13 protein-coding genes are annotated in these 12,643 nt (G+C 35.1%); 6 read left to right on the top strand and 7 right to left on the bottom strand.

The annotated features are described in order from the left end of the window. Positions 1-270 precede the first annotated feature (270 nt). On the bottom strand, positions 271-1,293 hold the full coding sequence (locus tag MKX78_RS13475; protein WP_341051343.1) for a DUF1646 family protein: 1,023 nt from the start codon (positions 1,291-1,293) through the stop codon (positions 271-273). Between the two features lie 117 nt (positions 1,294-1,410). Beyond that, the gene (locus tag MKX78_RS13470) at positions 1,411-1,938 is read right to left on the bottom strand and encodes a GbsR/MarR family transcriptional regulator (protein ID WP_224938366.1); all 528 of its coding nucleotides are present in this window, start codon (positions 1,936-1,938) and stop codon (positions 1,411-1,413) included. 307 nt (positions 1,939-2,245) lie between these two features. Here MKX78_RS13470 and MKX78_RS13465 point away from each other — a divergent pair, with 307 nt between their 5' ends. From MKX78_RS13465 to MKX78_RS13450, 4 genes are read left to right on the top strand one after another with little or no spacing between them, the layout of a single operon-like run. Continuing rightward, complete coding sequence (locus tag MKX78_RS13465) at positions 2,246-3,385, top strand: betaine/proline/choline family ABC transporter ATP-binding protein (RefSeq protein ID WP_281202574.1); 1,140 nt, start codon at positions 2,246-2,248, stop codon at positions 3,383-3,385. A 15-nt stretch (positions 3,386-3,400) separates the two neighbouring features. Then, positions 3,401-4,054 (top strand): ABC transporter permease, encoded by a 654-nt coding sequence (locus tag MKX78_RS13460; protein ID WP_341051340.1) that lies wholly within the window; start codon positions 3,401-3,403, stop codon positions 4,052-4,054. Positions 4,055-4,070: 16 nt separating this feature from the next. Further along, a complete protein-coding gene (locus MKX78_RS13455) occupies positions 4,071-4,991 on the top strand; it encodes an osmoprotectant ABC transporter substrate-binding protein (protein WP_445662673.1) in 921 nt (306 codons plus the stop codon). A 12-nt stretch (positions 4,992-5,003) separates the two neighbouring features. Further along, the gene (locus MKX78_RS13450; protein ID WP_224938363.1) at positions 5,004-5,687 is read left to right on the top strand and encodes an ABC transporter permease; all 684 of its coding nucleotides are present in this window, start codon (positions 5,004-5,006) and stop codon (positions 5,685-5,687) included. A gap of 50 nt (positions 5,688-5,737) precedes the next feature. Here the strand turns inward: MKX78_RS13450 and MKX78_RS13445 are convergent, their stop codons facing one another. Beyond that, a complete protein-coding gene (locus MKX78_RS13445; protein WP_251161736.1) occupies positions 5,738-5,887 on the bottom strand; it encodes a hypothetical protein in 150 nt (49 codons plus the stop codon). 140 nt (positions 5,888-6,027) lie between these two features. Then, complete coding sequence (locus MKX78_RS13440; protein ID WP_341051334.1) at positions 6,028-6,693, bottom strand: lysoplasmalogenase; 666 nt, start codon at positions 6,691-6,693, stop codon at positions 6,028-6,030. A 24-nt stretch (positions 6,694-6,717) separates the two neighbouring features. On the opposite strand from MKX78_RS13440, the gene MKX78_RS13435 reads away from it, so the two are divergent. Continuing rightward, entirely contained in the window at positions 6,718-8,148 is a 1,431-nt protein-coding gene (locus tag MKX78_RS13435; RefSeq protein WP_289435175.1) for an aldehyde dehydrogenase, read from the top strand. Between the two features lie 96 nt (positions 8,149-8,244). Here MKX78_RS13435 and trhA read toward each other — a convergent pair whose 3' ends face one another. After that, positions 8,245-8,892 carry a PAQR family membrane homeostasis protein TrhA gene (gene trhA, locus MKX78_RS13430; RefSeq protein WP_095373078.1) on the bottom strand — a complete coding sequence of 216 codons (648 nt, stop codon included), beginning with the start codon at positions 8,890-8,892 and terminating at the stop codon, positions 8,245-8,247. Between the two features lie 130 nt (positions 8,893-9,022). Between trhA and MKX78_RS13425 the strand changes: the two genes are divergently transcribed. Then, a complete protein-coding gene (locus MKX78_RS13425; protein WP_281202575.1) occupies positions 9,023-9,595 on the top strand; it encodes a DUF1836 domain-containing protein in 573 nt (190 codons plus the stop codon). Between the two features lie 219 nt (positions 9,596-9,814). Here MKX78_RS13425 and MKX78_RS13420 read toward each other — a convergent pair whose 3' ends face one another. Then, positions 9,815-10,822: an LLM class flavin-dependent oxidoreductase gene (locus MKX78_RS13420; protein WP_224938358.1), complete on the bottom strand. Its 1,008-nt coding sequence runs from the start codon at positions 10,820-10,822 to the stop codon at positions 9,815-9,817. A 218-nt stretch (positions 10,823-11,040) separates the two neighbouring features. After that, positions 11,041-12,171 (bottom strand): CAP domain-containing protein, encoded by a 1,131-nt coding sequence (locus MKX78_RS13415; protein WP_251161732.1) that lies wholly within the window; start codon positions 12,169-12,171, stop codon positions 11,041-11,043. Between the last annotated feature and the right edge of the window lie 472 nt (positions 12,172-12,643).

Raw genomic sequence — 12,643 nt, 5'->3', positions numbered from 1 at the left:
TATAAAAGGTGGATTTGACATTATTCATACTTATACAAATGAAAAAGGAATACATAAAATAATCCTCGAAAAAAATTTAGTCAAATAATACAGCAATCAAAAATGGCAGACCATTATTGATTAAGCGGAGACATTTTCGATTCAATTTGTCTCCGCTATTACTCTATTATGTGAAGTTTTGTTTATATAAATAATCAGTGTAAATAAGATAGCCTACAGCTGGTCAATCGTTTATGTCAAAGAAAGTCTCTATTTTCTATAGGAGATTAATTATTGAATAAACAATAGCACCATAAAAAAAGCAAGCATGAATACTAGTCCTATAGGTAAACCGATTTTCGCCCATTCTTTACTCGTAATATTTAATTTACCGGCTGCAATAATATTCGGGATATTGCCCGGAACAAGCATCCCACCGCTTATTAAAAGGCCGAGTAATATCGCTTGTATGGTTTGATTACTCATAGAAGGGCTAATTTCCGCAGCAGCTAATGTCGCATTATCAAGTACTGCAGATAATGTATTAATCCAGTACAGAGCAGAAGGCGAGAGGTTTATCAAATATTGGCTAATTAATGGTTCAAATCCTGCACCTAAAAATGTTAACCCCATTACGAAGAAATAAATTTTTAAAGAACGAATACTTATTTCACCGTAGCCTTCTTCCTCGTTTTGCACCATTTTGCTGAATTTATCTGTTTGCCTGGGTGGTTTAACTAAAATAGCGGCTAGTAAACCGAAGAATAACAAGGCAATTAGAATCTCTTTACCAACTAAATTGATAAGGAAAAAGAAATCCTCATTTAATTTACTAATAGCGATTGTTGAAAGTGGTTCACCAATCGGTGTTAAAGATGCACCTAGACCAATAGAAAAACAGGAAAGAACAACAAATATGATTAATGACTGTCTATGTAGTGGAAGTGAAGAAGCAATAAGGACAAGAATGAGTGCGGCAATAATTGCAGTTATAACACTTGAAATCAGTCCTAAAAAGATTACTGTGAAAAAAATAAAAAACCAAAAGGGCACACGTTCACTAACATAGACGATTGAATTTTGCAGTCCGCGTCGAAACCACTTGAATAACACACCTGCTATAAAAACCGCTATTGCGATATTAATTGGTGCGATTGCTGCCTTAAAAAATAATGCTTCCGTATAGACTTGGCTAATAAAAACAGCTAAAACGCCCATAAAGAAAAGAAATATTTCTAAATTTTCTTCGACTACCTTTGAACTAAAGGGCAGAAATAACACAAGTAAAAAAATGATGATCAGTCCAGTTAACATATAACAATCCCCATTTAATTGTTTTTCCTAACCTTAGGAACGGTTGGATATGTTATATATATGAAAAGATAGGACAAACTTTACAATAAATATTAAAGAACGGTTATAGCTAATTCTTTAGTATGGCTTCGGTACATGTTTAAATACTTCCCCACTTTCAAAAAACTCTACAAGATTAGCTAGCCATTTGTAGTATTCCATCCATTCCTTTGCTTCTGCTAATAATTCATTTATCTTTAATTCATCTTCGACGGTAAGTTCCTTTTTTGATGTGATAAGATGAAGCTCTTCTTTTATTTTCTTTTCAAATTGTTTGTTCTTTTGTATCGCTTTTTGCCAATTGGAAGTGAATAGTGATACGAACGTTTGGTAATAGTCTTGTTCAACGTTGTATAAGTCTTTACGGATGCCTTTCTCAAATACTTTTTCCGCTATATTTAACTCCACCATTTCTCTTACTACTTGACTCATTCGTGTTTTGCTCATGCCCGTTGCTTCCGATAACTCGCTAAGTGTCATCGGTTTTCTGTTCATATAAATAATCCCTAACACTCTACCAACCGTTGAGGAAACACCATACGTATTCATATTATCCGCTATTTTATCGATGAAAATAGATTCAATTTGATCAAAACTTTCGCTCAATCCAATCACCCTTTCAATATAAGGATCATTTAGTTAATGACAATGTACCATATTTGAAAAAAATTTACATAATCACACCTTTGGGAGTAATTCGTATGATTACGTAGCTATTATAAGATATAACGAGTAAAAACATTATACAATATTTATTTTAACTATTTTTTATAAAATATGTACACTTTGTAAACTTTTTATTTCATGAAGTTTATAATATACTACGTTATGTAAGTAAAAAGTCTGACAAGAGGATTCATATTACGGAGAACTGGGTATTGTTTGTGGTAGAGAAAAAATGGGGGTGTTATAAATGCTGAAATTTGAGCATGTATCAAAAAAGTATAAAGGCGGTAAAACAGCCGTTTCTAATTTAAATTTAGAATTTAAGAAGGGTGAATTTATTGTATTTATCGGCCCAAGTGGTTGTGGGAAGACAACAACAATGAAAATGATCAACCGCTTAATCGAACCAACAGAAGGCAAAATCTTCATTAATGATGAAGACATTATGGAGAAAGATCCGGTTAAGCTGAGAAGAGAAATCGGTTATGTCATCCAACAAATTGGTCTATTTCCACATATGACTATTCAAGAAAACATTTCACTTGTGCTTAAACTTTTAAAATGGCCAGAAGAAAAAAGAAAAAAACGGGCAGAAGAGCTTCTTTCTCTCGTTGATATGACTCCTGATTATTTAGAGAGATATCCACATGAATTGAGTGGAGGACAACAGCAACGTATAGGTGTCTTGAGAGCGTTAGCCGCTGATCAACCGTTAATCTTAATGGATGAACCATTTGGTGCACTCGATCCAATTACGAGAGATGCCCTACAAGATGAATTTAAAAACTTGCAGAAGAAATTAGACAAAACAATCGTTTTTGTTACGCATGATATGGACGAAGCGCTTAAACTAGCAGACAGAATTGTCATTTTACGTGATGGACAGCTTGTACAATGTGGGACTCCTGACGAAATTTTACGTGAACCTGCCGATGAATTTGTTGAAGAATTTATTGGAAAAGAAAGATTAGTGCAAGCAAAACCAAACATTACAACAGTGGAGCAAATAATGAATGCGCATCCTGTAACCATTACAAGTGATGAGCAATTATCTAATGCGATAACTGTTATGAAAACAAATCGTGTAGACTCACTATTGGTTATTGATCAAGAAGGAGTTTTAGAAGGATATATTGATGTGGAAGCCATTGATCAAAACAGGAAAAAAGCAAAAGACGTAGCCGATATTTTAATCCCTGATACATTTTCTGTGTATAAAGATGCGCTTGTACGTGATACGATCAGGCAAATATTAAAGAAAGGGCTTAAATATGTGCCGGTTGTAGATGAGCAAAGACATCTTGTCGGTATTGTGACTAGAACAAGTTTAGTCGATATCGTTTATGACTCTATTTGGGGAGACGAAGAGCTAGAACGTGCACAGTAGAAGGGGGAGATATAAATGAGTGCCATCATAGACTTTTTAAATAATAACGGTTCGGATTTATTGATCAAAACTTGGGAGCATTTATATATATCAGTCATTGCTGCAGCTCTTGGTGTCATTGTAGCTGTTCCTTTAGGTATACTTCTTACAAGATTCGATAAAGCGGCATCACCCGTAATGGGAGTACTTGGTATGATTCAAACAATTCCGAGTTTCGCAATTTTAGCGTTTTTTATTCCTGTTCTTGGAATAGGTAAAATCCCCGCCATTATTGCTTTATTTTTCTATTCAGTCCTGCCTATCTTAAGAAACACATATACAGGTGTGAAAGATGTTAATAAAAGCTTATTAGAAGCTGGTCGTGGGATGGGCATGACTGGATGGGAAAGAATTCGATATGTTGAACTACCACTGTCCATCCCTGTTATTATGGCGGGTATTCGTGTATCGACAGTATATTTAATTGGGTGGGCTACATTAGCTGCGTTTATTGGTGCAGGCGGTTTAGGTGATTTTATTTTTAGCGGGTTAAATTTATATCAAACTGAGTTTATCATTGCAGGTGCGATTCCTGTCACCATACTCGCATTAATAGTCGATATAATACTTGGAAAATTAGAATTTAAGGTTACGCCTAAATCAATGCGTGACAAAGAAAAAACAGCATAAGGTGGTGATTAGTTTGATAAAAAGCAAAAAAATTTTCATGACGATGATGTTAACGATGACTCTTTTATTATCAGGCTGTTCACTTCCTGGTTTAAGCGGATCTAGTGAAGATTCTATTTCAGTAGGGACTGTGGTCACCTCTGAATCACAAATTGTCGGTCAAATCATTAAACAGTTAATTGAAGAAGAAACCGATCTCAGTGTAAACATGGTCAATAATCTTGGGTCTTCTATTGTGCTTCACCAGGCAATGGTGAGTAATGATGTAGATATATCAGCTACTCGCTATACAGGCACGGATATTGCAGGACCATTAGGAATGGAGCCAGTACTTGACCCTGATAAGGCAATGGAAGTTGTCCAAGAAGACTTTGACGAGAGATTTAATCAAAAATGGTATGATTCATTTGGGTTTGAGAACTCGTATGCTTTTACCGTAACTGATGAATTAGCAAAAGCAGAGGATTTAGAAACGGTCTCTGATTTAGAGGCATTAGCAAATGAAATAAATTTCGGTGTAGATACTTCATGGTTGAATCGTGAAGGAGATGGATATGATGGTTTTGTTGAAACATATGGCTTTGATTTTTCGAATGTGTATCCTATGCAAATTGGACTTGTTTACCAAGCAGCGGCATCGGGCGAAATGGATGTCGTTTTAGCTTACACGACGGATGGACGTATAAAAGCCTTTAATTTAAAAGTATTAGAAGATGATAAGAACTTCTTCCCTCCATATGATTCATCTACTGTTGCGAGTAAAGAAATTTTAAAGAAATACCCTGAACTTGATCCATTATTAGAGAGATTAGTTGGAGAAATCAGTACAGAAAAAATGCAAGAATTAAATTATGCAGCAGATGGGGAATTAAGAGAACCCGCAATCATTGCTGAAGAGTTTTTAGAAGAAAATAATTATTTCCGTGATAAGGAATAGGGGGTGGCATAAATGGATGTGTTTTCTGACTTAATTACTTATTTTACAAATAACGGTTCTTATGTATGGGAACAGTTCTTTAGACATTTTCTAATGTCAGCCTACGGGGTTTTATTCGCAGCGATCGTGGGTATTCCGGTTGGCATCTTAATAGCAAGATATTCACGTTTAAGTAGTGTAGTTCTCTCGTTAGCCAATGTAATTCAAACGATTCCTGCACTCGCTATGCTCGCAGTTTTAATGCTTGTGATGGGCCTTGGAACAAATACAGTCGTTTTTGCACTATTCCTTTACTCCTTATTGCCAATTATTAAGAATACTTACACAGGAATTAGGAATGTAGATCATACTTTAATAGAGTCAGGTAAAGCAATGGGTATGACAAAATGGCAAATATTAAGAATGGTAGAAATACCACTTTCTCTTTCTGTCATTATGGCAGGGTTACGAACAGCACTAGTCATTACAATTGGTATTGCAACAATAGGTACTTTTATTGGTGCTGGGGGACTTGGTGATATTATTATGCGTGGAACAAATGCGCAAGACGGAACGGCAATCATTTTAGCTGGAGCTATTCCAACAGCATTTATGGCAGTAATTGCAGATGTTCTAATGGGCTGGTTGGAAAGAAGCTTAATGCCAGTGAAGAAGAAGAAACAGGATAGTAATGAGCAAGAAGAGGTTACGGCATAAAAAATGATGGTGATTCATCATTAAAATGAATCACCATCATTTTTTTATTCTTAATTTCCGTAACCATTTAACCCCGTCCCGAACGTATCAAATTCTGGTTTTCTTTCAATTCTTTCAGCAGCCGTCTCAACTGTCTCTATTTCATTTTCATGATTTTCGCCATTATCTTGTGAATGAAAAGAATGTTGTTTCTTGTTCATACTGGTATCCTCCTTTTACAATGTAAGATAGATTATAACTAGTTAAGCCTAAACGGGAGAGTGAAATAAATTTGCTTATTGTTATTTTATGCTAATGCCCAATTTAGGTTATTTCTTTATTTTAACATAAATTTGAAAAATTATCCTTTTGTTGCTATGGTTGAATTTGGTTTCTGTATCTTCACTGTATGAAACAAGCTAAAAGCAATTAAAAATTGTGCTAAATAATAGGTAATCATAATAATACTTCCGGAAAAAGGAATGGAAGAAATAAATTTATTCCATGCTAATACACTATCAGAAATGACAAAGAGTAAACTTCCAATGATGGCATATAATTGCCCTGACATAATAGCAGACCAAAACATCAATGATATGACCGCGATATAGAGGATGACTGGTATAATCAATTCATTTTCATTGCGGTTGTGAAGTGCTTTCACAAATTCCGAACTCATGAAGATGCCATAGGCAAGAATAGGAATAAAAGAAAGAAACCTAGCTAAAGAGTATTCCCAAATCTTAAAAAAGCCAATCGTATAGAATATATGACCGATTAAAAATGCGGTCAATCCAACCACAAACCAAATGAGTAGACCGTCACCGAACATACAAAAAATAAGACCTGAAAAAATAAAATAGTAGTGAATAGGTTTAGTTTCTTGCCGATTGCGATAGGTGTATAGAATAATAAGAATCATCGGTACTAATTTGAAAAAGATTTTTAGGATTGTCGGTTCCTCAGGTATAAAAAATATATAAAGAACAGCAAATAGAAGAATCATATATGGCAGTTTTTTTCGCATAGGATTCACCTCATTTTTTAGTATATATTCAAGAGAGTAAAACCATTTTCCTGCAGGAGGTATATAAAATTGAAAGTAGAAAGAGGGAAGAGCATGGAAAAGAATATTTTAGCACAGCAAAAAGCATTCTTTCATACGGGTAAAACAAAAGCACTTACATACCGATTGGACGCATTATATACATTAAGAAGTTTAATTAAGAAGAACGAAAACAGCATAGCGGAGGCTTTGCAAAAAGACTTACGGAAATCATTTTTTGACTCCTTTTTAACAGAGATTGCTGTTTTACTAGAGGAAATAAAATTTACAATTAAACATGTGAAAAAGTGGTCGAGACCTGCAAAAGTAAAATCATCTTTAACTACATTCGGTTCAAAAAGCATGATTTATCCTGAGCCATATGGTAATACATTAATCATTGCACCATGGAACTATCCTTTTCAATTAGCGATTGCGCCATTAATTGGTGCAATCGCTGCAGGCAATACAGCAGTCATCAAACCTTCCGAATTAACACCTCACACTTCTCGTTTAATTGCTCATCTTATTGAGGAGCATTTTCCAGCTGAATATATTACGGTTGTGGAAGGTGGCGTGGAAGTTAGTGAAAATTTGTTAGAAGAATCTTGGGATCATATTTTCTTTACTGGGAGTGTAGCAGTTGGTCGACACATTATGAAAGCAGCCGCTAATCATTTAACACCTGTTACGTTAGAGCTGGGAGGAAAAAGTCCAGCAATTATTCATCATGATGCCCAAATAAACCATGCAGCCAAAAGGTTAGTATGGGGGAAATTCTTAAATGCTGGACAAACATGTGTAGCACCCGATTTTGTTTATGTCCATCAAGAGATTCATGACAAGTTTCTTAAGGAAGTTACAGCTCAGATAGAAAGTCTCTATGGAGAGAATGCAATCGAAAATACGGCTTACACAAAGATTGTCAATGAGAAGCATTTTAAGAGGCTTGCTACATTTTTAACTAATGGTCAATCTTTTTATGGGGGGAGAGTGGATGAATCAAATCATCTGATCGAACCGACCATCTTAACTGAAATTAATTGGCAAGATCCAATTATGCAAGATGAAATTTTTGGACCGATTCTTCCAGTATTGAGTTATAAGGAATTAGATGATGTCATAAGCAAAATAAATGAACAGCCGAAACCGCTGGCACTTTACCTTTTCTCAGATGATAAAAAAGTCCAGCAAAAAATCTTGCAATCAATTTCCTTTGGTGGTGGTTGTATCAATGATACAGTCATGCATTTAAGTTCCCCACATTTACCATTTGGTGGTGTAGGCAATAGTGGAATTGGATCTTATCACGGACGGGCAAGTTTTGATGCATTTACGCATTATAAAAGCGTCTTAAAGCAAACAACAAAAGTGGATTTTCCATTTCGGTATCCGAGTGAAAAATCATTAAAGCTATTGAAAAAGCTAATTAAATAATGAATAGAGAAGGGCTAAATGAGCAGAATAGACATCTATCTCACTTAGCCCTTCATTTTATACACGAACATAATATTCCTATGACCATTCAATTAATTAAAGAACGTAGCCATATACGCTAATAAAGTGACAAAGCGTTCCTAATAAGATAAAGATATGAAAGATTTCATGAAACCCCATATGTTTAAATTCCATGAATTTAGGTTTGACCGCATAAATAACGCCACCGATTGTGTAAAATACGCCCCCTTGAATTAACCATACGAGTCCTGCTGTACTCAATGCTTTACTTAATGGGAGGAAGGCGATGATGATAACCCAACCAAGAAGAATATATAAAAAAGTGGATAACCATCTAGGACAACTAAACCAGACCATTTTAAATAATACACCAAGAATGGATGTCGTTATAACGAAAGCAAATAAACTTATTCCTAATACGCCATCAAGTGCGATTAAACAGAAAGGTGCATAAGAACCAGCAATTAACACGAAAATCATGGAATGGTCAACTTTTCTCAAGAAAGCAATAACTGTATGTTTTGCTCTTACCCCATGATAAGTGGAGGAAGCGAGATAAAGTAACATCATACTAATACCGAAAAAAGTAACAGAGAATATGGCAATGTTTGTTCCGTTATGTAATGATGCTTTGATGATTAACGCCAGTAAACCTATAAATGACAATATTGCGCCAACGAAATGAGTTAAGCTATTGATGGGTTCTCTTATAAACGACATGATAACACCCCTAATAATATTATAAGTAGTTTTTAATACTACATATAATATTACTACTAACTATAATATATAGTCAACATTTACATTTCTATTGATAGGATGTATGATAGGAAGAAAAATAATGAGGGATAAAATGATGGAAAAACAAGAAAGAATCAGACAAGGAAAGCCGATTCGCATGGAAGACATTCCGTCTATCGCTTTATATATGGATCAAGTCATACAACTGTTTGAACAAAACTACCATTCTTATAAACGAAATGAAGATGAGAAAATCTTAACAAAAACAATGATTAATAATTATGCCAAAGGAAAACTATTACCACCCATTAAAAATAAGCGCTACAGCAAAGAACATATATTAACGATGAGCCTTATTTATCAACTAAAAGGCATTTTATCGATTCAGGACATTAAATCAACGTTAGAAAGTCTGAACGAGGAAGTGCAAAAAGAAGAGGTGAATATAGAAGACGTTTATGATATGTATGTTGACATGATAAATGAGAATGAAGAACAATTTAATGAAAATGTTGACTGGATGGAGAAATCGATGGCTCAAAATTATAATGAAAAAATCTCCCAACCGAACAATGAAATGAAAGAGGTATTAATGATTAACTCATTGGTCCATATGAGCAATCTTTATCGCCGGTTAGCTGAAGCAAAAATTGATTCACTTTCTAGGGAAGAAAATAGGAAGTGAATCAGATTCTCACCCCATATACATATTTAAATATTGAAGCTGTACCAACATGAATAATAAGCTAAAGATGATAAAAGAGGGATGAGGAAGGGTGCTCCGTACCATAACTAAAGCCAAGCAACGCAGATTTCTAAGTACGACCCTGTATGAAAGAGAACAATGGGGTCGAAAGCAAACATGTAAACTAGTTTTCATGTTTGCTTTCGATGATCAAAGTTCTTAAGCGTTTATTTCCTTCATTACATTCGCCACATGCTGATAAGATGCTTTTCTTTTATCATGGTCATAGATTTGAGCATTGACGATGATCTCATTGGCGCCAGTTTCGCCAAGGAATATTTCAAGCTTTTCTTTCACTTTCTCAGGACCACCAATAATGGAAGAACCTAATTGTTGTTGTAATAATTGTTTCTCAATAGGTGTCCAAACTTCGTCCATATTCTCAACAGGAGGTAACATCCTTCCACGTTTATTACGCATCATGCCTAAGAAAGATTGGTAAAGAGAACTTGCTAGGTATTGTCCTTCTTCGTTTGATTCCCCTGCAATGATATTCACCCCAACCATTACATAAGGTTCTTTTAATACATCAGATGGTTTAAAGCTCCGGTGGTATAGATCAATTGCTGGTAGTGTATTGTCCGGTGAAAAATGGCTAGCAAAAGAGAATGGCAAACCTAACTGACCAGCAAGTTGCGCACTATAACCACTTGAACCGAGTAACCATATTGGAATATTCAAGCCTTCTCCTGGAACCGCTCTAACTGGTAATGGTTGTTCTGAGCGGGAAGGATCAAAGTAAGTTCTTAATTCTTCCACTTGTTGAGGGAAATCTTCGGCATCTGTTCGTCTTGTCCTTCTTAATGCCGCCGCAGTAAGTTGGTCAGTACCTGGCGCACGACCTAGGCCTAAATCAATTCTTCCTGGGTAAAGTGATTCGAGTGTACCGAATTGTTCAGCAATCACTAAAGAAGAGTGATTTGGTAACATAATGCCCCCAGATCCTACTCTAATTGTATTGGTAGCGCGGGCAATATCACTTATAACAATAGATGTGGCTGAACTAGCAATCCCCGGCATATTATGGTGTTCAGCCAGCCAATATCTCGTATAACCTAAGTTTTCTGCATGTTTGGCTAAATCGCGCGAGTTCGCTAATGACTCACTAGGTGATCCACCTTCAAGGACTGGTGCTAAATCTAAAACAGAATATTTTATCGTTGACATCGTTTTCAGCTACTTTCTTTTTAGTATCTGTACATATTGTAGCAACTTCTATTATATGAATGAAATTATCTGCTTTAAAAATGAATGATTCGGTTATTAAAATGTTATCTGATATGATCATTAAAGCAAAGCTCATTTAACCGTTTGTCTTAAGAGTAAATAGTTATATTAAATGGTTTGTAGTATGAAAAAGAGCATGTCAGAGCAGTTCTGCATGCTTATCTTTTCGTATAAAAATTTTCTGTGAAATAAGGCTGGTTATCGTCATTAAATGCCACGCCAACACCAAGAAGCTGGTAATCTTCTTTAAGAATGTTTTTCCTATGTCCAGCAGAATTCATTAAGCCTTCATGGGCAAAAATACTACTAAATTGGCCATAGGCTAAGTTTTCGCCTGCTGTTCGGAACAGAATATCATCCGCATTCATCCGGTCAAACGGCGATTCACCTTTTAAGTTATCGTGACCGAAATAATTATTAACAGCCATATCAGCACTATGATCTCTAGCTGTTTGTCTCACGGGATCATCCCAAGTTAGTGTAGGTAAATGATAATTAACTCTTTCAGCATTTGTTAAATCAAATAACTGGAATTCAAAACCTTCCTTTAAAGCTGCACTTTTTTCACCATAGAATCCAACTTTATTAAGTTCAAGCTCTTTAGCAATTAATTGAATGGCAGTTACTTGGTTATTTTCATGAATATCATAGAAAACCGTTAAATAACTATCATCGACCTCATAAAGTGCATAATTACTGTCGGTTGCATATTGATAATTGGTTATACCTTTACGAATCGCGCTAATCGGTTCCCCGAATATCTCTGTTACTTCCTCTTTTGTCATATTCATTTGAAAGCCGTTTTTAGAAGTAATTAAATCTTGATTCGTATAGATGCCATTAATTAATTCATTTTCATCATAAGAAATCATGATGAAGTGATGATAATTATCATGATAAGCATGCCATTTACTACCGTATTCATTTGATGTAATTCTTTGTGGGGATCCTAATGTATTCTCAACTTCCGCTTTCTTCTCACCGATTTCAAAATTATAGACTGAAATTGTTTGGCTATCAGGTTCAGATAATGCGGGCTTCTCGACTGATTCCTCTTCTGCCGGAGGAGAGTCATTAGGTGAAGGCTGGATCCATTGTTCAAAATTGATAATCATTTGATTAAAAGCAGTAACAGCATCTTCTGTAAAGCCTTGAACATCTTTTTCTTCAATAGTTGATTGAATTTCTTTCAAGTGTTCGCTGGTTTTATCCCCTAGAGCTTCACGAATTGACGGCCAACTTATATAAATAAGTAAACATATTAAGAAAAATATACTAATCTTTTTCAAAATAGAATTCCTTTCTAACCTTGATACTACTCTTTATTGCCTAAATTATAGTCTCGTTAAACATAGGTAACAACTCATTTGACTTATCCATAATTACCCACTAAGGATATATTTCCTATTATTTACAGAATAACATAATCTGTTTATGAAAATATAGTTTTGTTTTAAAGAAAAATATTTGGGCTTTCTCATAGTAGGAGGAGTCATTGAAATGGAGAGATAATACACCGAATAAACTGGGAATGGGACCGCTTTTAAGAAGATTAACAGAGAAAGGGGTAAGACATAACTAAATGACCTAACCTCAAAGATGAACAATAACAAATGAAGAACTATAAAAAATCAGTTGCAAAAAAAGTCTGTCCTCTTGCACTACAGCCACTCACTTTCCTTCTATTTCTAGTCGGAGTCGAGTGTCTTCCGCTCCATTCCACTATTCTATAGGATATAAATCACACAAAAAAACCGAATG

It is taken from the genome of Cytobacillus sp. FSL R5-0569 (assembly GCF_038007265.1).
In the GTDB taxonomy this organism is placed as follows: domain Bacteria; phylum Bacillota; class Bacilli; order Bacillales; family Cytobacillaceae; genus Cytobacillus; species Cytobacillus kochii.
This window is presented reverse-complemented; position numbering and strand designations above follow the sequence as displayed.